At 64.2% G+C, this 24,215-nt stretch carries 17 protein-coding genes and 1 tRNA gene; 8 read left to right on the top strand and 10 right to left on the bottom strand.

Annotated elements, in window-relative coordinates; genetic code table 11:
- Positions 1 to 13 precede the first annotated feature (13 nt).
- Genes G7026_RS06215 through G7026_RS06205 form a run of 3 tightly spaced genes read left to right on the top strand, consistent with a single transcriptional unit; the run spans position 14 to position 4,435 of the window.
- Complete coding sequence (locus G7026_RS06215) at positions 14 to 2,431, top strand: PAS domain S-box protein (RefSeq protein WP_181070334.1); 2,418 nt, start codon at positions 14 to 16, stop codon at positions 2,429 to 2,431.
- Positions 2,428 to 2,814, top strand: a complete 387-nt coding sequence (locus tag G7026_RS06210; RefSeq protein WP_181069893.1) for a response regulator — start codon at positions 2,428 to 2,430, stop codon at positions 2,812 to 2,814. The genes G7026_RS06215 and G7026_RS06210 overlap by 4 nt, the downstream gene beginning before the upstream one ends.
- Positions 2,807 to 4,435 (top strand): diguanylate cyclase, encoded by a 1,629-nt coding sequence (locus G7026_RS06205; RefSeq protein ID WP_181069892.1) that lies wholly within the window; start codon positions 2,807 to 2,809, stop codon positions 4,433 to 4,435. The genes G7026_RS06210 and G7026_RS06205 overlap by 8 nt, the downstream gene beginning before the upstream one ends.
- A 129-nt stretch (positions 4,436 to 4,564) precedes the next feature.
- Here the strand turns inward: G7026_RS06205 and G7026_RS06200 are convergent, their stop codons facing one another.
- Positions 4,565 to 6,058, bottom strand: coding sequence for an aldehyde dehydrogenase (locus G7026_RS06200; protein ID WP_181069891.1), 1,494 nt, complete (start codon positions 6,056 to 6,058; stop codon positions 4,565 to 4,567).
- A 158-nt stretch (positions 6,059 to 6,216) separates the two neighbouring features.
- Between G7026_RS06200 and G7026_RS06195 the strand changes: the two genes are divergently transcribed.
- On the top strand, positions 6,217 to 7,530 hold the full coding sequence (locus tag G7026_RS06195) for an aspartate aminotransferase family protein (protein ID WP_181069890.1): 1,314 nt from the start codon (positions 6,217 to 6,219) through the stop codon (positions 7,528 to 7,530).
- Positions 7,531 to 7,637: 107 nt separating this feature from the next.
- On the opposite strand, the gene rpmG is transcribed toward G7026_RS06195, so the two are convergent.
- Entirely contained in the window at positions 7,638 to 7,793 is a 156-nt protein-coding gene (rpmG, locus tag G7026_RS06190) for a 50S ribosomal protein L33 (RefSeq protein ID WP_102820382.1), read from the bottom strand.
- Between the two features lie 10 nt (positions 7,794 to 7,803).
- Positions 7,804 to 8,040 carry a 50S ribosomal protein L28 gene (gene rpmB, locus G7026_RS06185; RefSeq protein ID WP_181069889.1) on the bottom strand — a complete coding sequence of 79 codons (237 nt, stop codon included), beginning with the start codon at positions 8,038 to 8,040 and terminating at the stop codon, positions 7,804 to 7,806.
- Between the two features lie 937 nt (positions 8,041 to 8,977).
- Here rpmB and G7026_RS06180 point away from each other — a divergent pair.
- The gene (locus tag G7026_RS06180) at positions 8,978 to 9,763 is read left to right on the top strand and encodes an IclR family transcriptional regulator (protein WP_181069888.1); all 786 of its coding nucleotides are present in this window, start codon (positions 8,978 to 8,980) and stop codon (positions 9,761 to 9,763) included.
- Between the two features lie 12 nt (positions 9,764 to 9,775).
- Here G7026_RS06180 and G7026_RS06175 read toward each other — a convergent pair whose 3' ends face one another.
- Positions 9,776 to 10,354, bottom strand: a complete 579-nt coding sequence (locus G7026_RS06175; protein ID WP_181069887.1) for a TetR/AcrR family transcriptional regulator — start codon at positions 10,352 to 10,354, stop codon at positions 9,776 to 9,778.
- 101 nt (positions 10,355 to 10,455) lie between these two features.
- Between G7026_RS06175 and G7026_RS06170 the strand changes: the two genes are divergently transcribed.
- Both G7026_RS06170 and G7026_RS06165 read left to right on the top strand, forming a co-directional pair.
- The gene (locus G7026_RS06170) at positions 10,456 to 11,382 is read left to right on the top strand and encodes an alpha/beta hydrolase family protein (RefSeq protein ID WP_181069886.1); all 927 of its coding nucleotides are present in this window, start codon (positions 10,456 to 10,458) and stop codon (positions 11,380 to 11,382) included.
- A gap of 105 nt (positions 11,383 to 11,487) precedes the next feature.
- Positions 11,488 to 12,846, top strand: coding sequence for a spinster family MFS transporter (locus G7026_RS06165; RefSeq protein ID WP_181069885.1), 1,359 nt, complete (start codon positions 11,488 to 11,490; stop codon positions 12,844 to 12,846).
- A 536-nt stretch (positions 12,847 to 13,382) separates the two neighbouring features.
- Here the strand turns inward: G7026_RS06165 and G7026_RS06160 are convergent.
- The 4 genes from G7026_RS06160 to gabD form a co-directional block, all read right to left on the bottom strand.
- Positions 13,383 to 14,525, bottom strand: coding sequence for an acyl-CoA dehydrogenase family protein (locus tag G7026_RS06160; protein ID WP_181069884.1), 1,143 nt, complete (start codon positions 14,523 to 14,525; stop codon positions 13,383 to 13,385).
- A 12-nt stretch (positions 14,526 to 14,537) separates the two neighbouring features.
- The gene (locus G7026_RS06155) at positions 14,538 to 15,734 is read right to left on the bottom strand and encodes an acyl-CoA dehydrogenase family protein (RefSeq protein WP_181069883.1); all 1,197 of its coding nucleotides are present in this window, start codon (positions 15,732 to 15,734) and stop codon (positions 14,538 to 14,540) included.
- Positions 15,735 to 15,764: 30 nt separating this feature from the next.
- Entirely contained in the window at positions 15,765 to 17,870 is a 2,106-nt protein-coding gene (locus tag G7026_RS06150; RefSeq protein ID WP_181069882.1) for a 3-hydroxyacyl-CoA dehydrogenase NAD-binding domain-containing protein, read from the bottom strand.
- A gap of 494 nt (positions 17,871 to 18,364) precedes the next feature.
- On the bottom strand, positions 18,365 to 19,813 hold the full coding sequence (gene gabD, locus G7026_RS06145; RefSeq protein ID WP_181069881.1) for an NADP-dependent succinate-semialdehyde dehydrogenase: 1,449 nt from the start codon (positions 19,811 to 19,813) through the stop codon (positions 18,365 to 18,367).
- 377 nt (positions 19,814 to 20,190) lie between these two features.
- On the opposite strand from gabD, the gene G7026_RS06140 reads away from it, so the two are divergent.
- Positions 20,191 to 20,267: transfer RNA gene (locus tag G7026_RS06140), tRNA-Arg, on the top strand.
- Between the two features lie 480 nt (positions 20,268 to 20,747).
- On the opposite strand, the gene G7026_RS06135 is transcribed toward G7026_RS06140, so the two are convergent.
- Together G7026_RS06135 and G7026_RS06130 are read right to left on the bottom strand one after the other, a co-directional pair.
- The gene (locus tag G7026_RS06135; protein WP_219858335.1) at positions 20,748 to 23,315 is read right to left on the bottom strand and encodes an ABC transporter permease; all 2,568 of its coding nucleotides are present in this window, start codon (positions 23,313 to 23,315) and stop codon (positions 20,748 to 20,750) included.
- On the bottom strand, positions 23,305 to 23,958 hold the full coding sequence (locus G7026_RS06130; protein ID WP_181070332.1) for an ABC transporter ATP-binding protein: 654 nt from the start codon (positions 23,956 to 23,958) through the stop codon (positions 23,305 to 23,307). The genes G7026_RS06135 and G7026_RS06130 overlap by 11 nt, the downstream gene beginning before the upstream one ends.
- Positions 23,959 to 24,215: the final 257 nt, after the last annotated feature.

Here is a 24,215-nt window from a genome sequence, read left to right as displayed (position 1 = left end):
ATCAGGCAACCCGATGGAACCTGCGAACACGAGCACGACGCTCGCCCCGCCACAGCGCGAACTTTCGCGCCTGGCCGCCCTGCTGCGTTATGAGATTCTCGATACGCCCGATGAGGACGCCTTCGACGATTTCACCCAGCTGGCCGCGCAGTTCTGCGGCACGCCCATCGCCCTGATCTCGTTGATCGACGAGCGCCGACAGTGGTTCAAGAGCCGCGTCGGGCTTGAGGTCAGCGAGACCCCGCGGGAAATCTCGTTCTGCACCCACACCATTCAGGGCAACGATGTCTTCGAAGTGCCGGACGCCACCCGCGATCCTTGCTTCGCCAACAATCCGCTGGTCACCGATGCGCCGGACATCCGCTTCTACGCCGGGGCGCCACTGACCACGCCCGACGGTTACAACCTGGGCACGCTCTGCGTGATCGACCGCAAGCCACGCCAGCTCAGCGACCAGCAGCGCGACGCCCTCGAGCGCCTCGGTCGCCAGGTCATCCGCCTGTTCGAACAGCGCCTGCTGACCCGCCGCCATGCCGAACAGGCCGCACTCCAGAAAGCCATCCTCGACAGCGCCAGCAGTGCGGTGGTGGTGGTAGACCAGGCGGGACATATCGCCAGTATCAACCCCGCCGTCGAGCAGTTGCTCGGTTACCGGGAGGCGGAGCTGATCGACCAGCCCTTCGCGCAGACGCTGCTGACCAGCGAGGCCCTGCAGGCGCGTGCCTCGGCAATGTCGCAAGAGCTGGGGCGGCCGATCGAACCCGGCTTCGACGTGCTGACCGCCGAGCTGCAACGCGGCCACCGCGAGCTGCGCGAATGGCAGATGCGGCACCGCAACGCTGGCCTGATCCCGGTACAACTGAGCGTCTCTTCGATCATCGACGACCAGCAGCGACTACGCGGCTACCTCGCCATCGCGTACGACATGGGCTACCAGCAACAGCTTCAGCTGCGCCTGCAACAGATCGCGGCGCAGGTGCCGGGCATGCTCTTCCAGTACCTCTGGCGACCCGGCGAGCGCGGCCAGTTCCCCTATGCCAGCGAAGGCATCGAACAGATCTACGGGCTGACCTCGAACCAGATTTCCGACAGCGTCAATCCGCTGTTTGCGGTCATGCATCCGGAGGACCGCCAGCGCGTCGGCCGTACCATCCGTGCCGCCGCCGCGACCCTCTCGCCGTGGCACTTCGAGCACCGCATCAACCACCCGCGCAAGGGGCTGATCTGGGTCGAGGCACGGGCCACACCGATGCCCCGCCCCGATGGTTCGGTGCTCTGGCATGGCCTGGTCACGGACATCACCGAGCGCCGCGCGCAGCAGGATGAGCTGGCCAAGCAGCAGGAAATGAACCGTCGTCTGCTCGAGGCCCTCTCCGAAGCGGTAATCGCCTGTGACGCCGAAGGCCACCTGACGTTATTCAATGACAAGGCCAGGGAGTGGCATGGCCATGATGCCGAGCCGATTTCCCCCGACCAGTGGGCCAGCCGCTACCACCTCTATCACGCCGACGGCGTCACCTTGCTGGCCGAGGAGGAGATTCCGCTGCGTCGGGCGTTGCACGGCGAGCACATCACCAATCTCGAGATGACCATCGTGCTCGACGGCCAGCCGCGTCATGTGCTGGTCAATGCCGACCCGTTGCATGCACCGGACGGTGACCAGATCGGTGCCGTCGCGGTGCTGCACGACATCACCGAACGCAAGCGCATCGAGCAGCTGCAGCGCGAGTTCATCTCCACCGTCAGCCACGAGCTGCGCACGCCGCTGACCTCGATTACGGGCTCGCTCGCGCTGATCTGTGGCGAAGTGATCGGCGAGGTGCCGCCCCACCTGCAGGAGCTGCTGGGCATCGCCCACCAGAATAGCCAGCGGCTCACCGCGCTGATCAACGACCTGCTCGACATGGACAAGCTCAACGCCGGAAAGATGCGCTTCGACCTGCACATCCAGCCCTTGCAGCCGCTGCTGAAACAGGCCCTGCGCAGCAACGAAGGCTATGCCAAGCGGCTCGGCGTGCGCTATCGCCTGACGCACTCCAGCGAGGCGCTCGTTCGCGTCGATACCCTGCGCCTGCATCAGGTACTGAGCAATCTGCTGTCCAACGCGGCCAAGTTCTCTCCGCCTGGCGAAGAGGTATGCATAAGCGCCGAGATGCGCGGCGACGCCGTGCGGGTCAGTGTCACCGACCAGGGCCCCGGCATCAGCGAGGCCTTTCGCGAGCGGGTGTTCCAGAAATTCGCCCAGGCCGACTCGTCGGACACCCGCCAGCAGGGCGGCACCGGCCTCGGCCTGGCCATCAGCAAGGATCTGATCGAACGTATGGGCGGACGTATCGGCTTCGACTCCGAAGAGGGCCGCGGTGCCTGCTTCTGGTTCGAGCTACCGCGCTACGAACAACCGGCAACGACCAGTGAGGGTCAACAGCCATGAAGCAACTCAAGCGGATTCTCCATGTCGAAGACGTACCCTCGATCCAGGTGGTGACCCGCATCGCCCTGGAAAAGATCGGCGGCTTCGAGGTGCTCAGCTGTCTGTCGGCCCAGGAGGCACTGGACCGCGTACGGGATTTCGCACCCGATCTGATCTTGCTGGATATGATGCTTCCCGAAATGGACGGCATGGAGCTGTTGCGCCAGCTCGGCCAGCGCATCGACCTGACCCAGGTGCCGGTGGTTTTCCTCACTGGTACCGTGGAGCCGGAGCGGCTGAACGAGCTGCGTCAGCTCGGTGCCCGCGACGTATTGGCCAAACCCTTCGATCCCATGCAATTGTCCGCACGCCTGCAGGACATATGGAAACACCTACATGACTGATGCCGGGCTCGAGTTGCAGCGCCAGCTGCAAGCCCTGACCGACAGATTCGCTGAGCGGCTGAGCCTGGAACTACCGGAACTGGCCCGCCTGGCCGGTTTCGTTCACAGCCGGGAGCCCGAGGCCCTCGGCTACCTCGGCGAAATTCGCGAGCGTCTGCACAGGCTCGCCGGCTCGGCCGGAACCTTTGGCTTCTCCCGTGTCGGCGACGAGGCCAGGCTGCTCGAGCAACGCGTGGATGCCTGGCTCGAGGCTGGCCAGAGCACCGAAAGCAGTCTCGATCAGTTGGGTCGGGACATCGCCCACTTCGCCGAACAGTCCCCCGCCGCACCCTCGGCCCGGACACCCGAAACGGAGCGCCTCGATAGCCACGGCGAAGCCGGCGGTACCCGCATCTATCTGCTCGAGGGCGATCCCGATGCGGCGACCGGCATGGTCCAGACACTCGGCAACTTCGGCTACGAGGTCAGCCACTTCGCCACCGCCCAGGCGCTGGCCGAGGCTACGGCCCGGCAGTTGCCCGACGCGCTGATCGTCAGCCTCAGCCAGGATGACGACCTGCAACAGGCCGCCGCAATCCAGCCGAACCTGCAAACGCCGCTGCCCCTGCTGCTGATCAATGACCGGGACGATTTCGACAGCCAACTGGCCGCGGTGCGTGCGGGCGCCCAGGGCTATTTCACCCGGCCACTGGACATCACCCGCCTGGAACAGCGCCTGGAGCACTGCCTGAACCAGCAACAGGGCGAGCCGTTCCGGGTGTTGATCATCGACGACGATCTGGAGCTGGCCACGCGTTACAGCCTGGCGCTGCGCAGCGCGCGGATGCAGGTCGAGGTGCTGGGCGAGCCCGGCCGGCTGTTCGAGGCCCTGCACAACTTCAATCCCGAGGTGCTGTTGCTGGACGTCAACATGCCCGGCTGCTCCGGTCCGGAACTGGCACAGACCATTCGCCTGAATGACGAATGGCTGCGGGTAACGATCATTTATCTCTCGGCCGAAACCGACATCACCCGACAGATGGCAGCGCTGGTGAAGGCTGGCGACGATTTCATCACCAAGCCGATCAGCGACAACGCGCTGATCTCTTCCGTGTTCTCCCACGCGCAAAGGGCCCGTTCGCTGAGCAACGCGCTGGCGCGCGACAGCCTTACCGGCCTGCTCAAGCACGCCGACATCAAGGAACACCTGGCGGTGGAGGTGCAGCGTGCGCAGCGCTCGGGCAAGCCCACCAGCGCGGTCATGCTCGATATCGACCACTTCAAGAAGGTCAACGACAGTCATGGCCACGCCGCCGGGGACAACGTCATCCGCGCGCTGGCCAACCTGATGCGCCAGCGCCTGCGCCGCGTCGACAGCCTGGGCCGCTACGGCGGCGAGGAATTCGTCGCGGTGCTCCCCAACTGCTCGGCCGCCCAGGCCAAACGTGTGATTGACGAGATCCGCGAGCGTTTCGCCGAGCTGATCTTCAGCGCCGACGACCAGCGTTTCAACGTGACCCTGAGCGCCGGCATCGCCGAAACCGCCGAGGGCATGCGCCCCAACGACCTGCTCGAACAGGCTGATCGCGCGCTCTACAGCGCCAAGCACAACGGTCGCAACCAGGTCCGCCTTGCCGAGTGACGGCTCCGCCGGGCTCCGGGCGAACCGCCGACGGTCTAGCAGCAAGGGCAATAAAGCCTCTGAAGCCTGAAGCCGAACGCATGATGGCGCGTCTGCCTCCAGCCTCTGGCTTCCGGCTATTGCTGCTCCTTAAAGCTTTATCCAGGTCGCCTTGAGCTCGGTGTACTTGTCGAAGGCGTGCAGCGACTTGTCGCGGCCGTTGCCCGATTGCTTGAAGCCACCAAAGGGCGCGGTCATGTCGCCGCCGTCGTACTGATTGACCCAGACGCTACCGGCGCGCAGCGCCTTGGCGGCCAGGTGCGCCTTGGACAGATTGGACGTCCACACCGCTGCGGCCAGGCCGTACTGGGTGTCGTTGGCGATGGCGATGGCCTCGTCGAGTTCGTCGAAGGCGATCACCGACAGCACCGGCCCGAAGATTTCTTCCTGGGCGATCTTCATCGCGTTATCGACGCCATCGAAGATGGTCGGCTCGACATACAGCCCGCCGGTTTCCTGCAGCGTCTGCTGGCCGCCGATCAACACCTGGGCGCCGCCCTGGCGGCCGGCCTCGATGTAGCCGAGCACCGTGCCGAGCTGCTGGGTATCGACCAGCGCGCCGACGGTGGTCTCGGGATCGAGCGGATTGCCGGGCTTCCAGGCCTTGAGCGCCTCGACCACCATCGGCAGGAACTGGTCCTTGATCGAGCGCTGCACCAACAGCCGCGAGCCCGCAGTGCAGACTTCGCCCTGGTTGAAGGCGATCGCGCCCGCTGCCGCCTCGGCCGCGGCCTTGAGATCCGGCGCATCGGCAAAGACGATGTTCGGGCTCTTGCCGCCCGCCTCCAGCCAGACGCGCTTCATGTTCGACTCGCCGGCATAGATCATCAGTTGCTTGGCGACACGGGTCGAGCCGGTAAAGACCAGTGTGTCGACATCCATGTGCAGCGCCAGCGCCTTGCCGACGGTATGGCCGTAACCCGGCAGCACGTTGAGCACGCCCGCTGGGATACCCGCCTCGAGCGCCAGGGCGGCGATACGGATCGCGGTCAGCGGCGATTTCTCCGAGGGCTTGAGAATCACCGAGTTGCCCGCCGACAGCGCCGGGCCGAGCTTCCAGCAGGCCATCATCAGCGGGAAATTCCACGGCACGATGGCCGCGACCACACCCACCGGCTCGCGCGTGACCAGCCCCAGTTCGTCATGGGCGGTGGCGGCCACCTCGTCGTATATCTTGTCGATCGCCTCGCCGCTCCAGCGCAGCGCCCGGGCGCTACCTGGGATGTCCAGCTGCAGCGAGTCGCTGATCGGCTTGCCCATGTCCAGGGTTTCCAGCAGCGCCAGCTCCTCGCGATGAGCCTCGAGCAGGCCGGCGAAACGAATCATCACCGCCTTGCGCTTGACCGGCGCCAGACGGGACCAGACGCCCGTCTCGAACGCCTTGCGCGCGCTGACCACCGCGCGGTCGGCGTCGGCTTGGTCGCAGCTCGCGACCTGCGTCAGCACCCGGCCGTCGAGGGGGCTGATGCAGTCGAACGTGGCTCCGGCCTCGGCACCAGTGTATTCGCCCTGAATGAAGGCACGGCCTTCGATCTGCAAGTCGCGGGCGCGCTGTTGCCAGTCGGCGAGTGTCAGGCGGGTCATGGGAGTTCCTCGAGGTGGTCGACCATGGAAAAGGGCACCCTAAACCGGGCCGTGGGCTATATCAATATTTTTTACGAACGGCGCGGTTTTTGCCTTGTTTTGTTCGTTTTATTAAACATAGACTCGGCGAACCCGCCCTCTGCTCCGGAGCTTTCCCCATGGCCCATACCGCTCAGCCCGACCACTTCTGGATGCCCTTCACCGCCAACCGCCAGTTCAAGAGCGCACCGCGCCTGCTCGAGCGCGCCGAGGGCATGTACTACACCTCCGACGACGGTCGGCAGATTCTCGACGGCACGGCCGGACTCTGGTGTTGCAACGCGGGCCACGGACGCCGGGAAATCACCGAGGCGGTGACCCAGCAGCTGTCGAAGATGGACTTCGCACCGACCTTCCAAATGGGCCATTCGCTGCCCTTCCAGCTGGCCGAGCGGCTGAGCGAGATCACCCCTGCCGGGCTCAACCGGGTGTTCTTCACCAATTCGGGCTCCGAGTCGGTCGACACCGCCCTGAAAATCGCCCTCGCCTACCAGCGCGCCATCGGTCAGGGCACCCGCACCCGCCTGATCGGCCGAGAGCTGGGCTATCACGGGGTCGGATTCGGCGGCATCTCGGTCGGCGGCATGACCAACAACCGCAAGGCGTTCGGCGCCCTGCTGCCGGGCGTCGATCATCTGCCGCACACCCTGGACATCGAGCGCAACCGCTTCTGCAAGGGGTTGCCCGAACACGGCGCGGAAAAGGCCGATGAGCTCGAGCGCCTGGTTACCCTGCACGGTGCGGAAAACATCGCGGCGGTGATCGTCGAGCCGATGTCCGGCTCGTCCGGCGTGATCCTCCCACCGAAAGGCTATCTGCAGCGCTTGCGAGAGATCACCCGCAAGCACGGCATCCTGCTGATCTTCGACGAAGTGATAACCGGGTTCGGACGCGTCGGCGAAGCCTTCGCCTCCCAGCGCTGGGGCGTCACCCCGGACCTCATCACCTGCGCCAAGGGCCTGACCAACGGTGCCGTTCCGATGGGCGCAGTGTTCGTCGCCGACGAACTCTATGAGGCCTTCATGGCTGGCCCGGACAGCGCCATCGAGTTCTTTCACGGCTACACCTATTCCGGCCACCCGGTCGCCTGCGCCGCCGCCCTGGCAACCCTGGACATCTATGCACGGGAAAACCTGTTCCAGAAGGCCATCGAGCTGGAAGGCTACTGGCAGAGCGCGCTGAAGAACCTGGAAGACCTGCCGCACATCGCCGATATCCGCACCGTTGGGCTGGTCGCCGGCGTGCAATTCGAGCCCCATGCCGAGGGCGTCGGCAAGCGCGCCTACGGCATCTTCCGTCAGTGCTTCGAGGATGGTCTGCTGGTGCGCGCCAGCGGCGACACCATCGCCCTGTCGCCACCACTGATCATCGAAAAGTCCCACATCGACGACCTGTTCAGCCGTTTCGCCGACGCGATCCGAAAGGCGGGCTAAGGCCGCGGCTCGCTTGCCGTTGCACTTGAGCGACGGCAGGCGCAACGGGTTCCCCGAAACGAAAAAACCCGCCGAGAGGCGGGTTTTTTGGTCAAGGGCCAGATCAATTACTTGATCTTGGCTTCCTTGTACATCACGTGCTTACGAACAACCGGATCGAATTTCTTGATTTCGATCTTGTCGGGCGTAGTGCGCTTGTTCTTGTCGGTGGTGTAGAAATGGCCGGTACCGGCGCTGGACACCAAACGGATCAGGTCACGCATGTCGTTCTCCTTAAACCTTTTCGCCGCGGCTGCGCAGTTCAGCCAGAACGGTATCGATACCACGCTTGTCGATGACGCGCATACCCTTGGCGGAAACGCGCAGACGAACGAAGCGATTTTCCGACTCAACCCAGAAGCGGTGATGCTGCAGGTTCGGCAGGAAACGACGACGGGTTTTGTTGTTTGCGTGGGAAACGTTGTTCCCGGTTACCGGACCCTTACCGGTAACTTGACAGACTCTAGACATGCCTCAGCCCTCTAAAACCACATGCCCAACCCGGCATGGGTTGGCCGCTTGAACTCTCAGTCATTTGGCGCTCTGCGCCGCGTTTCATCGGGGTCTTACCAGCCGCAGCGTCGTGCGAAGAGCCGGGCCCCTAGAAAAGAGCGCTGCTTTATATCAGAAAGCCCCACACCCCACAAGCGCGATATGGCTTTGCATAGCGGTCTACCGCAGCCCGATCTGCCAGGCCAGGGCCCGTGCCCAGGCGCCTGGAGCCAAACGACCATCCGTCGCCGCAGGGCCGTTGCAGCACAGGCAACTGCATTCAGTGCCGCTGCCTTTATATAGCCAAGGCAGCGATCGATGCTGCCTTGCTCGAGCGCCGACAACTCCTCCCGCCTCGCAGCTGCTAACGCCGTAGCACTGCAGGTCTCCCTTGCAACAGGCAGGCAAGGCCATACGCTGACCTTATATATGAGCCGACCGACGCTGCCGTCGCTCGGCTCAGGCGAATAACCGTACCGGCCCCTTCGCGCTCAAGACCGCTACCACACGAGCCCCACACTCCCTGGTCTTGACCGCGAAAGAAACGCAACTTCGAACCGATTCCGCCCGCTACCGCTCGAGCGCCGACAACGCTCTCGCCTCGTCGCGAATCTCCACCTCGCTCGACACTTTGTACCCGCGAGGGAAGCGCGACAGTGTTCGATCAACGCTTCTGGCTCAATGCTGGCTCCTTGAGGCTGACGAAGAGCTTCACCGACTCGCCCTTGCGTACGTCCAACACACCCATGGCCGCGCATTCTCGGACCGCGGATACTGCATCTGTTTTACTGTGCGAAACATGATGTCGAATTCGACGTTATTCGCTACGCTTTCCTCGCAACGATCGCAGCTCCCTGTATGCCGACCATCGATCTGCTATCGTTCGCCCCGCCCCTACCTGCGAGACCACCGAGACATGAGCGACGACGTTGAAGACAGCAGCACTCCGAAGGATCGCAAATTCGTCGAGGCGCTGGCCCGGGGGCTGGACGTGTTGCGCGCCTTCACCCACGGCTCGGTGGTGATGGGCAACCAGGACATCGCCCGCATCACCGGCCTGCCCAAGCCGACCGTGTCGCGCATGACCTACACCCTGACCAAGCTCGGCTACCTCAGCTATTCGCAGCAGCTGGAGAAGTACCAGCTCGACTCCGGCGTGCTCGCCCTGGGCTATGCCTACGTCTCCAACCTTCGGGTGCGCCAGCTGGCCAAGCCGTACATGGACGAATTCGCCCGGCGCACCAACACCACGGTGGGCCTGACCTGCCGTGATCGCCTGTCGATGATCTACATCGAGAACTGCCGTCCGGCCGAGGTCACCTCGCTGCGCATGGACGCCGGTGTGCGCCTGCCGCTGGCGACCACCGCCGCGGGTCGCGCGTACCTGGCCGCCACCCCGGAGAAGGAGCGCGAGCACCTGATGGCGCTGCTCGCCGACAAATACGAAGACGGCTGGGACGCGATGAAGACCTCGCTGGAGAGCGCCTTCGCCGAATTCGAACGCACCGGCTTCTGCCTGTCGCTGGGCGAATGGGACCGCAACGTGAAGGCCGCCGGCGTGCCACTGCACCTGTCCGACGGCAGCATCATGGCGTTGACCTGCGGCGCCCCCTCGTTCCAGCTCGACGAGGCCACCCTCAAGGGCTCGCTGGCCCACCAGCTGGAAATGCTCGCCCGCGACATCGAAAGCCTCGGGGTCTGACCGAGCTCAGCGTCAAGCCCTGACGCTGGCCCACGCGATGTCCGCGAGCAGGTCACGGACATCGGCCAGCGCGGTGCGCGAGCGCCCGGCCAGCCAGTTGCGCGCCATGTCATGACAGGGCCCGATCACCACGGCGATGAAACAGTCGCTTGGCATCCGCCGGAAAGCACCGCTTTCACGGTGGCGACGCAGAATCGCGCCGACCCGCTCGCCATGGGCCTGATTGACCTCGCGCAACCGATCGCCCATCTCCCCGGCCTCGACCCGCCCACGGTTGTGCAGCACGAAACGCGCCCAGTCCGGGTTTGCCACCACCCAATCGATGTAGCTGGAGACGAACAGCCGGACGCACGCCTCGGCATCCAGCGTCTCGATCAGCCCGGCCTCGAGCCGCGCGGCGTATTCGCCGATACCCTCCAGGTACAGCGCGGCGATGATCCGTTCCCGATTGCCGAAGTGGTGATACAGGCTGCCGATGCTGGCACCGGAGCGGTCGCGGATCATCTCGATGGTGGTCGCCTCCACCCCGTACTCGGTGAAACAACCAAGCGCGGCCTGAAGGATTTCCTGCTTGCGGCTACTGCGGGCCATCCGACCTCCAAGTTTTGACTAGAATAATTTTCTAGAATTATATTCTGATGTTCTTATACTGCTTCGATCGCAGCACTGGCGAAAGAGCGGAGAACAACAAGATGGCGACGATACAGGCGCAAGAACGCGCAATCGACAACGGCAACGGCCACACCCTGTCCAGTTACTGGTACCCACCGAGCGGCCCTTCACGCGGCGCCGTCATCATCGCACCCGCGATGGGCGTGAAGCAGCGTTTCTATACCGACTTCGCCAGCTGGCTGGCCGAGCGCGGCTACCTGGTCGTGACCTTCGATTACCTGGGCATGGGCCGCTCCCGTTCGGTACCGCTGCGCCAGCTCCAGGTCGACATTCTCGACTGGGGCCACCACGACTGCAGCGCGGTACTCGCCACGGTCGCCGAAGCGGCTGGCAACCTGCCGCTGTACTGGATCGGCCACAGCGTCGGCGCGCAGATCCTGCCGCTGGTCAGGGGTCACCACCGGCTGACCCGCATCGTCACCATCGCTGCCGGCAGCGGCTACTGGCGCGAGAACAGCCCGCAGATCCGGCGCAAGGCGTGGTTGCTCTGGCACGGCCTGGCTCCGCTGCTGACCGCCATCGCGGGGTATTTCCCGGGCGACCGCATCGGCGCGGTCGGCGATCTGCCGGCCGGGGTGATTCGCCAGTGGCGGCGCTGGTGCCTGCATCCGGAGTATCTGGTCGGCGTCGAAGGCGAGCCGGTGCGCCAGGCCTTCGCGGCGGTGCGTACACCCCTGACGTCGCTGTCCTTCAGCGACGACGAGATGATGTCGGCGCGCAATACCGAATCCCTGCACGGCTTCTATAGCGGCGCACCGAAAACCATGCAGCGCATCGCCCCAGGCGACGTGGGTGCCACACGGATCGGCCATTTCGGATTCTTCCGCCGCAGCTTCGCCGACAACCTGTGGTCCCGCTGGCTGCTGCCGGAGCTGGCTTGCGATGAAAACCGGGTGGTGGCCCATGCCCATAGGCAGGTAGTGCGGGTTTCGCACAGCGGAACGTAGGGACTCTATCGCGAAACATATCCGAGGGTTATTCAACTTGCCGAATGGCTGATCTCCGACAACAGTGAGGACGGGCTGGCTACAGCCCGCCAATCGGAGCTTGCCATGCACAACAACAATAACGGCTACCCCTCGAGTACCCGCGCCTGGATGACAGTGGCCATCCTGATGCTCGCCTACGTGCTGTCGTTCGTCGACCGGCAGATTCTCAACCTGCTGGTCGAGCCGATCCGCCGCGACCTCGACATCACCGACACCCACATGAGCCTGCTGATGGGCTTCTCCTTCGCGGTGTTCTACACCATCTGCGGCGTGCCGATCGGTCGTCTGGCCGATCGCAAGAGTCGTCGCGGCATCATCGCCATCGGCGTGCTGGTCTGGAGCCTGATGACAGCCCTGTGCGGCACCGCCCGGACGTTCTGGCAGTTCCTGGTGTTCCGCATCGGCGTCGGTGTCGGCGAGGCCGCGCTGTCGCCCTCGGCCTATTCGCTGATCGCCGACAGCTTCCCGCCCAAGTTGCGCGGCACCGCCATGAGCGTCTACTCGATGGGCATCTACATCGGCTCGGGCCTGGCCTTTCTACTCGGCGGACTGGTGGTCAAGTTCGCCTCGGCGCAAGGCGACGTGCACCTGCCGGTGCTCGGCATGGTTCGCCCGTGGCAGCTGATCTTCCTCGTGCTCGGCGCCGCCGGGGTGCTGTTCACCGCCGTGCTGCTGTTAATTCGCGAGCCGTCGCGCAAGGGCATCGGCGCCGGCGTCGAGGTGCCGCTGAGCGAGGTGGCCGGCTACATCCGGCAGAACCGTCGCACCGTGCTCTGCCACAACTTCGGCTTCGCCTGCCTGGCCTTCGCGGCCTATGGCAGCTCGGCCTGGATCCCGACCTTCTTCATCCGCACCTACGGCTGGTCGGCCAGCGACGTCGGTGTGCTCTACGGCTCGGTGGTGGCGGTGGCCGGCTCGCTGGGCATCATCGCGGGCGGGAGGCTGTCCGACCTGCTGCACCGCCGCGGCTATCGCGACGCACCGCTGCGCGTGGGCATCATCTCCGCAGCGCTGACCCTGCCGCTCAACCTCGCCTACCTCGCCGGCAGCGGCGAACTGGCGCTGGCCCTGATCGCCCTGCACGTGTTCACCATCGCCATGCCCTTCGGGGTCGGCCCGGCGGCGATCCAGGAAATCATGCCCAACTCCATGCGCGGCCAGGCCTCGGCGGTGTACCTGTTCGTCATCACCATGGTCGGCCTCGGCATCGGCCCGACAGCAGTGGCGCTGGGTACCGACTTCGTCTTCGGCGACGACAACGCCCTGCGCTATTCGCTGTTGATCGTCACCGGCATCGCCCTGGTCGGCGCCATGATCCTGCTCGGCATGGGGCTGAAGCATTACCGCGGCAGCTTGGATCGGCTGCAGGCGTGGAAGCCGCAGAGCGCGGCTGCGGACGACGCCCAGGCCAAGCCGGCCTGATCGCACACAGGCAAGCCCGCGTAGGGTGGATCACGCTTCACCGATCCACCGACCCACGGCATCGACCCCGCCGCGTGGATGTGAAAGGCGACATCCACCCTACGAACCCAAACCGGCGCAGCCGTAGGGTGGATCACGCTTCACCGATCCACCGACCCTCGGTGCCGACCCGACCGCGTGGATGTGAAAGGCGACATCCACCCTACGAACCCAAACCGGCGCAGCCGTAGGGTGGATCACGCTTCATAGATCCACCGACCCACGGCATCGACCCGCCGCGTGGATGTGAAAAGCGACATCCACCCTACGAACCCAAACCGACGCAGCCGTAGGGTGGATCACGCTTCATCGATCCACCGATCCACCGATCCACCGGCCCACGGCATCGACCCGGCCGCGTGGATGTGAAAGGCGACATCCCCCCTACGGCGCTACCGATCCTCCGCATCATCCAAAAATCACAAACCGCGCATCGACATCCGTCAAAAAAAAACCCGCTCCTGGGAGCGGGTCTTCGTTCACTCGACCTCGGCCGATCACGCCACCTGCATCAGCTTCGTATAAGCCTTCAGGTGATGGTCATCGTCGCCCAGCTCGTGGGCCATCATCACCAGGCGCTTGGCATGGTGGGCGAGGTTGTACTCCCAGGTCATGCCGATGCCGCCGTGCAGCTGGATGGCTTCCTCGGCGATCTTGCGACCGGCCCGGGCGCAGATGTACTTGGCAGCGGCGATGATGCGGCGGCGGTCGTCGTTGTCTTCGCCATCGGCAAAGGTCGCGGCGAGGATCGCCATGCTGGTGGCCTGTTCCAGCTCGGTCTGCATGTCGACCATGCGGTGCTGCAGGACCTGGAACTTGCCGATCGGTACGCCGAACTGCTTGCGCGTCTTCAGGTAGTCGAGGGTGAGCTTGCAGGCCTCCTGCATGCTGCCCAGTGCATCGGCGCACTGCGCGGCGATGGCGCGGCCCTGCTGGTAGCGCAGCGCCGGCAGGGCATTACCGGCTTCGCCGAGCACAGCTTCGGCCGACACCTGAACGTTGTCGAGGAACAGCTCGCAGCCCTTGCGCCCGTCGATGGTCGGGTAGACGCGACGGCTCACGCCCTTGGCGTTCGGATCGACGATGAAGAGCCCGATACCGGCCTCGTCACGGCTGTCGCCGGAGATGCGCGCGGAGACGATGATCCGCCCGGCACTGTGCCCGCCAATCACCACGGCCTTGCGCCCGGACAAGCGATAGCCGCCGTCCACCGCCTCGGCGCGGGTCTGCACGTCGTTGAGGTTGTAGTGGCTCTGCGGCTCTTCGAAGGCCACCGCCAGCTGCAGCGAACCGGCCGCCACCTGGGGCAGCAAGTCCTGCTTCTGCGCTTCGCTGCCGAGCTGGTTGAGCAAGCCGCCACCGAAGATGACCGATTGCACGTAGGGCTCGAGCGTCAGCCCGCGGCCCAGTTCGGTCATCACCAGCATGGTTTCCACGCCACCACCGCCAAAGCCTCCGATCTCTTCGGAAAACGGCACGGCGGTCAGGCCCAGCTCGCCCAGCTGTCCCCAGAACTCGGAGGAGAAGCCGAGCTCCGACTCGCTGAATTTCTCGCGCTGCTCGAACGGGTAGGCGTCGCGCACCAGACGCGCCGCGGTGTCCTGCAGCATTTGCTGCTCTTCAGTCAGTTTGAAGTCCATTGCGGTGCCCCCTTACAGCTCGAGAATCATCTTCGAGACGATGTTCTTCTGGATTTCGTTGGAGCCGCCGAAGATCGACAGCTTGCGCATGTTGAAGTAGTCGCCGGCCAGCGCCGCGCTGTAATCGGCGTGCAGCAGCTCGCCGTCGTAGTCCAGCTGCAGCTCCTCCTCAAGGAAGGGCAGCGCGTAGGGGCCGATGACCTTTCGCAGCAGGTAGGTAATCGCCTGGCGGATCTCGGTGCCCTTGACCTTGAGGATCGAAGACTCGGCGCCGGGCACACCGCCCTCCTTCGCCGCCGCGAGGATGCGCAGGGTGCTCATCTCGATGGCCATCAGCTGCATCTCGACCTCCGCCACCTGGGCGCGGAACAGCGGGTCTTCGAGCATCGGCTTGCCGTCGCAGACTTCCTTCATGGCGATGCGCTTGAGGTGCGCCAGCGCCGCCTTCGAGGCGCCGATGCCGGCCAGCCCCGTGCGCTCGTGGGTGAGCAGGTACTTGGCGCAGGTCCAGCCCTGGTTTTCCTGACCGACGAGGTTTTCCACCGGCACGCGAACGTTATCGAAGAAGACTTCGTTGACCTCATGGTCGCCGTCCAGGGTGATGATCGGCCGCACGCTGATGCCCGGCGTGCTCATGTCGATCAAGAGGAAGCTGATACCGCGCTGCTGCTGGGCCTCGGGATCGGTGCGCACCAGACAGAAGATCATGTTGGCGTGCTGGCCGAGAGTGGTCCAGGTCTTCTGGCCATTGACGACGTAGTGGTCGCCGTCACGCACGGCGCGGGTCTTGAGGCTCGCCAGATCCGAGCCTGCACCCGGCTCGGAATAGCCCTGGCACCACCAGTCCTCGCCCGAGAGGATGCGCGGCAGGTAGTGGTCCTTCTGCTGCTGGGTGCCGAACTTGATGATCACCGGCGCGACCATGTTGACGCCGAACGGGATGGTGCGCGGCGCACCGAAGGCGGCGCACTCCTCGTCGAAGATGTGCTTTTCCACCGGGCCCCAGGTAGTGCCGCCCAGCTCCACCGGCCAGCCCGGCGCGTACCAGCCCTTGTTCGACAGGATGCGTTGCCAGCGCTGGTGGTCTTCCTTGGACAGGTGCTTGCCGAGCTTGGTCTTGGTGGCTATATCCGCCGGCAGCTCGGTGGACAGGAAAGCACGCACCTCGTCGCGGAAGGCGAGCTCTTCGGTCGTGTAGTTGACGTTCATGGGTATTCCTCTGAGCAGGGGTGCAGGCGGCTACTCGCCGGCCTGCCATTGCGAAAAGGTGCGGCCTTCGGCGGCCAGTTTTTCCAGCAGCGGCGCCGGCTTCCACCAGTCGCCGCAGCGCGCGTGCAATTCCTTGACCTTCGCCAGCACGGTGTCGAGCCCGACGCTGTCGGCGTAGAACATCGGCCCGCCGCGAAACGCCGGGAAGCCATAGCCGTTGAGGTAGATGACGTCGATGTCGCTCGAGCGCTGGGCGATGCCCTCCTCCAGGATCTTTGCGCCTTCGTTCACCAGCGCGTAGATCGTCCGCTCGATGATGTACGCCTCGTCCAGCGTGCGGCGTTCGATGCCCTTCTCACGCGAGGCGGCTTCGAGCATCTCGGCGAGTGCCGGGTTCTCCTGCGGCGTGCGGTTGCCGGGCTCGTAGCGGTAGTAGCCGGCGCCGGTCTTCTGCCCGAGCATCCCCGCTTCGCAGAGCTTGTCGGACACGGTGGGGAAGTCGAGGCCCGCCGGCAGCGTCGCGCGCTGACGCTTGCGGATCGCCTGGCCGATGTCGAGGCCGGAAAGGTCACGCATGGCGAACGGGCCCATGGCCATGCCGAAGTCACGCAGCGCGGCGTCCACCTGCTGGGGCGTGGCGCCCTCTTCGAGCAGGAACTCCGCCTCGCGGCCGTACTGGAACACCATGCGGTTGCCGACAAAGCCATCGCACACACCCACCACCACGGCGACCTTCTTCAGCGTCTTGCCCAGCGCCATCGAGGTGGCGAGCACTTCATGGCTGGTCCGCTCGCCGCGTACCACTTCGAGCAGGCGCATGACATTGGCCGGGCTGAAGAAATGCAGGCCCACCACCTCTTCGGGGCGTTTGGTAAAGGCGGCGATGGCGTTCAGGTCCAGCGAGGAGGTATTGGAGGCGAGGATCGCGCCGGGCTTGCAGACCGCATCGAGCCGCTCGAACACCTGCTGCTTGACACCCATGTCTTCGAACACCGCCTCGATCACCAGGTCGACGTCGGCGAGCGCAGCGTAGTCGGTCACCCCCTGAACCAGCGTGAGGCGCTTTTCCATGGCCACCTCGGTCAGGCTGCCTCGCTTGACGCTGGCGCCGTAGGTGTCACGGGCGCGCTGCAGGGCACGGCCAAGCGCCTCGTCGTTGATTTCCAGCAGCTTGACCGGCAGCCCGGCATTGGCGAAGCACAGCGCAATGCCGACGCCCATGGTACCGCCGCCGATCACCGCGGCACTCTTGATCTGGCGGGGCGACACATCGGCAGGCAAACCGGCGACCTTGCCCGCCTGCCGTTCGGAGAAGAACGCATGAACCAGCGCCGCCCGCTGCGGCGATTGCAGGCACTCGACGAACAGCTCGCGCTCCCGCTTGAGCCCTTCGGCCAGCGGTAGTCTGGTTGCTGCTTCCACCGCGGCCACGCAGCGCAGCGGCGAGAACAGGCCCGGCATGCGCTTGGCCACTTCGGCGTGCTTGGCAGCGATCAGCCCGGCGTTGTCAGCCCCCTCCAGGCCGGCGGTCTGCTCGCCGCTGCGCCGGGGCGCGCGGCCTTCCTCGACCATGCGGCGGGCGTAGGCCAGGCCGGCTTCGACCAGGTCACCCTCGAACAGCTCGTCGACGATGCGGTGCTCGACCGCCTCGGCCGCACCGATCGGCTGGCCACTGACGATCATGTCCAGCGCCTTGGCGACCCCGGCCAGACGCGGCAGACGCTGGGTACCGCCGGCGCCGGGGAGCAGGCCGAGCTTCACCTCGGGCAGGCCGACCTTGGCGTCGGGGCGGGCGATGCGGTAATGGCAGCCCAGCGCGACCTCGAGGCCGCCGCCCAGCGCAGTGCCGTGAATCACGGCAACGCTGGGCTTGCTGCCACCTTCGATGATTTCGATCACCTCGGGCAGGCTCGGCGACTGTGGCGGCTTGCCGAACTCCTTGATATCCGCGCCAGCAATGAAGGTCGTGCCCTCGCAGAGCAATACGACTGCGCGAACCTCGGTATCGGCCTCGGCGCGCTCGAAGGCCTGTTGCAGCCCTGCACGTACCGCCACGCCGAGTGCGTTGACCGGTGGATTGTTGACCGTGATCAGGGCGATATCGCCCCGGCGCTCGAGCCGAACGACTTCTGACATGGCAGGCCTCCGCTGGTGAGGTGTGTTTTTAGATTTGTTATTTCACGAAACCATATTTCGCACAGCAGAATACAAAAGTCATTTTGCTCTGTCGAGAACGAAAATGGCTCGATCAGTCATAGCACCTGCTCAAGGACGAACAAGCGCTATTGGCGAGGCGAATGTCGGCGGAAAGGCTTCGTCAGAAGGGCCCGCCTCGCTGTTGGCCCGGCGGGCGAACCGGTCGAGCCGCCGGTGATTCCCGAACATTCGCGGTCAAGACTAGGCGTCCCCGACCACCCCCCACGGGATCGGGGACTCGTTGTGGGGGCGGTCTTGTCCGCGAATCGATGGTACGGCGAGCAGCGTCCTCGAGTTGAACCTGACCAGGCTCGCAGCGAGCGACTCGGCTAGCTAGCCCTGAATCCAGGCAATAAAAAAACCGATCATCCGATCGGCTTCTCGGCGAGACATCGACACCGCGGGCACGGCTACAGCCGCACCCGTGCTTCACCTTAGATGGACAGGCAGAGGTACTTGATCTCCAGGTAATCCTCGATCCCGTATTTCGAACCTTCGCGCCCGAGCCCGGAGGATTTCACGCCACCGAACGGCGCCACTTCGGTGGAGATCAGCCCGGTGTTGATGCCGATCATCCCGGCCTCGATGGCTTCGGCCACGCGGAACACACGGCCCAGGTCTCGGGAATAGAAATAGGCCGCCAGGCCGAATTCGGTGTCGTTGGCCAGAGCGATGCCCTCGGCCTCGTCCTTGAAGCGGAACAGCGGCGCCAACGGGCCGAAGGTTTCTTCCTTGGCCACTTTGGCGCTGTGCGGCACGTTCACCATCAGCGTCGGCTCGAAATAGCTGCCGCCCCGCTCGTGTGCCTTGCCGCCGGTGAGCACGGTAGCGCCATTGGCCACGGCATCCTCGATGTGCTCACGGACCTTGGTCGCAGCGCGATCGTCGATCAGCGGCCCGATGTCCACACCCTCGTCCAGCCCGTTGCCGACCTTGAGCTTCTCGACCGCCGCCTGGAATTTCTGCGCAAAGGCGTCGTACACCCCATCCTGCACATAGATGCGGTTGACGCAGACGCAGGTCTGGCCGGCATTGCGGTACTTGGACTGCATGGCGCCCTTCACCGCCTCGTCCAGATCCGCGTCGTCGAACACCAGGAACGGCGCGTTGCCGCCCAGCTCCAGCGAGACTTTCTTGATCCCTGGCGCGCACTGCTCCATCAGCTTGGCACCGACTTCGGTGGAGCCGGTGAAGCTGATCTTGCGCACCGTCGGATTGGCGGTCAGCTCGTTGCCGATGTCGCCGGCAGACCCGGTAATCACGCTGAACACACCCTTAGGGATGCCAGCACGCTCGGCAAGCTCGGCCAGCGCCAATGCAGAAAACGGCGTCTGGCTGGCCGGCTTGAGCACCATGGTGCAGCCAGCGGCCAATGCCGGGCCGGCCTTGCGAGTGATCATCGCCGCCGGGAAGTTCCACGGCGTAATCGCCGCGGTCACCCCGATCGGCTGCTTGATCACCAGGATGCGCTTGTCCTTCTGATGGCCGGGAATAGTGTCGCCATAGACACGCTTGGCTTCCTCGGCGAACCACTCGATGAACGAGGCCGCATAGGCGATCTCGCCTTTGGATTCGGCCAGCGGCTTGCCCTGCTCCAGGGTCATCAGCCGGCCCAGGTCGTCCTGGTTCTCCATCATCAGCTCGAACCAGCGGCGCAACTTTTGCGAACGCTCCTTGGCGGTCAAATCACGCCACGCCGGTAATGCCCGCTCGGCCGCCTCGATCGCGCGGCGGGTTTCGGCGGCGCCCATCTTCGGCACGGTGCCCAGCGTCTCGCCACTGGCCGGATTGGTCACAGAAATGGTCTGGCCACCGTCGGCCCCCACCCAGGCGCCATCGATATAGGCCTGCTGGCGGAACAACGAGGTGTCTTTGAGTTGCATGGCAGTCTCCTTCGAGCCGGCGTTGCGCGCCGGATATGGGCAAAGCCTGGGGCAGCAGAAAGGGAGCGAAGCGCCGCAGCGCTGCCTCGTCTCGAATGAGAGAGCAGCAACCGCAGTGGGTTCCTGCAGGCACGGCTGTGTTTGAAATCTCAAACGATCCTAGGAGCAACGACCCCAGCGCCGCAACTCTATGTTCAGAAAAATTAACAACCCATAGCCCAGCCTGATGGACCAAAGGGGCTCGTCCCACCGAGCGCTACAACCCAGCGCAACGGCAACCTGCCTACAGTACCGTGGAGTCATGTAGCGCCGCGCCAACCACCCGCCGAAGCGCCATGGACGCCCGCGAGCGAGATGCGTATCATGCTGCCCGCTACGCACCAGTAGCTCAGCTGGATAGAGTACTGCCCTCCGAAGGCAGGGGTCGTGGGTTCGAATCCCGCCTGGTGCGCCACCTCTTTCCCTTGTTTCTCAAGGGTTAGCGCTTCTGATAGAAACCTGTCCTAGTCCTGAAAGTCGTTTGAACCACAAATTTGCCACTCTTGAACGTGGCGGGAATGGTCGAAATGGCAACAATCAGGAATCGCGGCGTGTATCAGTGGGAAGCGCAAATTCGCCGTAAGGGCTATCCGGCCCAGCGCAAAACCTTCGAAACCAAATCCGATGCCCAAGCCTGGGCTCGCATGATCGAAAGCGAGATCCACGGGGTATTACTATGCCGACGGCTCACACAACCCGTGGATACGCTCCATCGTGCAGCTTGCGCTGGAAACTGCCATGCGCCGTGGCGAGCTATTCCAGCTGCTGTGGAAGCATGTAATTCTGGATCGCCGGACGGCCCACTCACCCTCCACATAAAATGATCTACCCAGCACGCTACCGCTCACGCCCAAAGCTGCGCAGCTATTGAGAGACTTGCCTAGGTCGATGTTTATCAGCCCTCGCGCAGCAGAAAAGCTGGGTTCATACGTAGCGCCCGCAGTAATGGCAGCAGGCCGCCTAGCAATGCAAATGAGCTGACGGCGCCCGCAGTCAGCGCACCAAGCCACCAAAGGTCGCCCGCCGGCAATTTCAGCAGCGTGGCGGCCAGCGGCAACGCGATCAACGAGCCGAGGGCGGTGGCGAATATCGTTGATATGACGGTAAGCAGCCCCGTCTCGAGTAGCATTGCCGATCGTATGGCCCGGTGCCTGGCGCCAAGGCAATGCAGCAGGTTGGCCTCGTAGAGCTGCCTCCTCCGGCTGACACTGACCACGCTGGATAGCACGAGAAGACTTGCCATCAGGCTGACCGCGGCGATGGCGGCGAGGCCAGCAGTCGCCTTGCCTAGCAAATCTCCGGCTGTCTCGAGCCAATCTGCGGTGCGTAGTGTGATCACATTGGCGGTGTTGCGGGCCAACCATTGCTGCGATTTTTTCGCCGCAGCATCGCTCTGGTAGACCACACCTACGTAGCGCCCGATAAATGTGTCGAGCGCACCATCCTGCAGGACGCCCTCGAACCAGAAGCGGGTCTGCAGGCCTTTCTGCTGATAAAGCGCCCTGATTTCAGCCGCGATGGTCCGTCCCTCGACCGAAAACTCCACGCGGTCTCCAACCGTCAGTCCGAGCTCGTTGGCCTCGCGATCCTCCATGGCCATGAATGCGGGCTCGCCATCGGCCGCAGGAGAGGCCCACCAGCTACCCGAGACCAGCTCCAGATCCTCCGGGTTGCCGGACAGATAGCTGAGCTTGTATTCATCACCCATTGCTTCGCGCCTGGCTCGCGAATCATCGGCGAGCAACTCGGCGATCGGCTTCGTGTTGATTGCAGCCAGGCGGCCCCGAACCAACGGCAGCAGTTCGGTGCGGCTGAGGGGGTCGAGCGATCGGAGGCCAGACTCCAGCGAGTCGAGCTGATCGGGGAAAACATCATAGAGAATCAGTGCTGGCGCTTCGGCCGGGATGGTCGATTCCAGCGCCCGCAGCAGGGTGCTGACCAGCAGCGTGCAGGCGACGACCAGCGTCAGCGCCGTCCCGAGGGAGAGCAGCGTCGCCCGCAATGGGGAATCAGGCCGATACAAGTTGGCCAGGGCCAGTCGCCGGGCAAAACTGCTACCGGCAAAACCGCCGTTTTCCAGCGCTCGGGCCGCATACCGCAGTCCCCTGATAAGGCCTTCCAGCATTCCCCACAGCACGCCCAGCGCCAGCAGAAAGAAGAATCCTAGCTGCGTAGACGGTAGCCAGACGAGCAGGGCGACGATATAAACAGCCAGTAACCCATAACTCGCCATTCGCCAGAGGTGAGGCTCATGACGCGCCGCCTGAACTTTGCCGCGGAACAACCCCGCCGGCGAAGCAGCAAGTGCCCTCGCAAGCGCGGGAAGTGCGAAGACGTAGGCGGTCAGTACTGCAAACAGCCAACTCAGGAGCAGAGGCACCACCCACTGCGCTATCCATTGGCCCGCACCGTTCGAGGCGGACACCGCGAAAGCATCGCCCGCAAGATTCAATGCCACCGCGGACAACGCCAGACCAACTGCGCCGCCGATAATGCCGGCAAGGCTGCCCAGCATGCCGACCTGCAGCAAATAGATCCCTATCAGCGGTCCATGCCGCAAACCCAGCGTCTGTAACGTGGCGATGGTGCCGAGCTTTTCGTCCAGATAGGCGTGGATGCTGTTCGCGACCCCCAGTCCGCCGATGAAAAGGGTGGTGAACGCAATCAGGATCAGCGACGTAGCGATCTGGTCGAGCCGCTGCGCCAGTCGTTCGCTGCGTTCGGCGAAGGTTGTGATGTCCCAGCGAGTGTCTGGAAAGGCTTGCTCAAACTCGTCGAGCCAGGCATCCAGGTTACGGTCAGTCTGCACCCGGTACTGGTAGTCGACTACGCTGCCCGGGCGTATCAGCTCGGTGGCCTGCAGTGCTTCGTCCGAAATCATGATTGGCAAGCCACGCCAGTTGGCATTGAGGCTGCGGTCAGGCTGCGCCTGGATCAAGGCGCTGATGCGGAAGGTCGCAGCTCCGATCTCGATCTGATCACCGATGGTCTGGCCCAGCCGCTCAGCTAACATCGGGTCGATGATGGCGCCCCAGCGATCACCCTGACGCGCGAGGAGAGCGGCGCGAGACTGGTCTGGCGTCAATTTGAGCTCGCCGTATAAGGGGTAAGCCGCATCTGCGACCAGTATTTCGGCGTTGTAGAAACTCTCTCCTAGCTCGTCGCTGACGAGGGTGTTGAGTTCCCTGACCAGCGAGATGCTCCCGGTTGCACTAATCCATTCAAGCACCTCTGTTGGCAGAGGTTCACTGGCCTCCAGCTCGACGTCCCCGCCTAGGAGGGCGCGGGTATCGGCCAGCAGGCTCTGCTCGATGATTCGGTAAAGAATGGCCGTGGCTGCAACCAGCGTGACGCCGAGGATGAGGCAGGCAAGGAAGACCTTGAGCACGGAGAGGCGAGAGCGCAGATCGGACAACGCGAACCGCAGCATCCAGCGCGTACCGGCGGGTCTGTCAGTATTCATGGAGGCGACCACCGTCCATTCTGACCCGGTGTTGGCAGCGCTCGGCCACGCGCTCGTCGTGCGTCACCAGTACCAGCGTTGACTTGCTCTGCTTATGCAGGTCGAACAATAGCGAAAGCACCTTCTCACCGGTTTTCTGGTCCAGGTTGCCGGTTGGCTCATCGCCCAGCAGAAGGCTCGGCTGATGCACGAGCGCCCTGGCAATCGCCACACGCTGCTGCTCGCCGCCAGAGAGCTGCATGGGGTAGTGTTGCAATCGATGGCTCAGCCCGACGGCTTCGAGCATCGCAATGGCTCGCTCGCGTGGGTTCGCCTGCCCGGCAATTTCAAGTGGCAGGCTGACATTACTCAGCGCGCTGAGGCCAGGCAGCAGATGAAAAGACTGGAAGATGATGCCAAGGTGCTCGCTGCGCCAGTCGGCCAAGGCATCGGCACTCATATCGCCAAGCTGCTGGCTGCCGACCCATATCTCACCGCTGCTTGGACGCTCGAGGCCTGAGAGCAACAGGAGCAGGGACGTTTTGCCACTGCCTGACGGCCCGGTGACCGCCAGCGTCTCGCCCGGAGCAATGGTCAGCGATGCGTTATCAAGCACCGCAACGGGTCCCGACTCGGTCGGATAGCTGAGGCTGATGGCCCTCATTTGGACGCCAGTGGACACAGAGGCTCCTTTCGCTAATGGGTCGAGAGCAACACTATGTCACGCCAAATTAGCTGACAGCCAACAGGGATCGTTGATCACCGAACACCGGCTAGCCGCGTTTACACACTCTAGGACGAGAGCAGCCGTTAGCGGCGGGCTGCTTGCCCCGAGCAGCCCGTCACGACAGGCAGCTTTCGGGCCAGTAGCGGCCCCTCGCTTCAGGCAGATTGGCCGATCACGAGCTGTGTAACTCAATC

The organism is Stutzerimonas azotifigens, from assembly GCF_013522725.1.
Lineage (GTDB): Bacteria > Pseudomonadota > Gammaproteobacteria > Pseudomonadales > Pseudomonadaceae > Stutzerimonas > Stutzerimonas azotifigens_A.
This window is presented reverse-complemented; position numbering and strand designations above follow the sequence as displayed.